This is a genomic window from Stenotrophomonas sp. GbtcB23, assembly GCF_019091045.1.
Lineage (GTDB): Bacteria > Pseudomonadota > Gammaproteobacteria > Xanthomonadales > Xanthomonadaceae > Stenotrophomonas > Stenotrophomonas rhizophila_A.
On record NZ_JAGXKC010000332.1, the window covers coordinates 1 to 291 of the forward strand.

General features: G+C 55.0%; 1 protein-coding gene. It reads right to left on the bottom strand.

The window, feature by feature from the left end; translation table 11 throughout:
• Positions 1 to 155: 155 nt before the first annotated feature.
• A complete protein-coding gene (locus KVS69_RS21350) occupies positions 156 to 278 on the bottom strand; it encodes a hypothetical protein (RefSeq protein WP_345776830.1) in 123 nt (40 codons plus the stop codon).
• Positions 279 to 291: the final 13 nt, after the last annotated feature.

Sequence of the window (291 nt, forward strand, 5' to 3'; positions counted from 1 at the left end):
TTCCGGGGAAATGCCCTTCGAATACCGGGCTTTTCGCCGGCACGACCGATCGTGCCTTGAGGGTTTTGGCCTTCAGATCGACCGCTTCGACGCGATCGATCATCTGGAAATATTCGAGCAGCATGAGATTGCCGGCCCGGGAAGATCAGTGACGATCAGCCCTTTGCCGCCCTCAGCTCGTCGATCTTGGCGCAGAGATTCTTGAGAACGAAATATTCTTCGGTCGAAACCTTGCCCTCGTTCACTTCCTGCGTCCACTGTTCCAGCGGGATCTTGATGCCAAATTCCTTG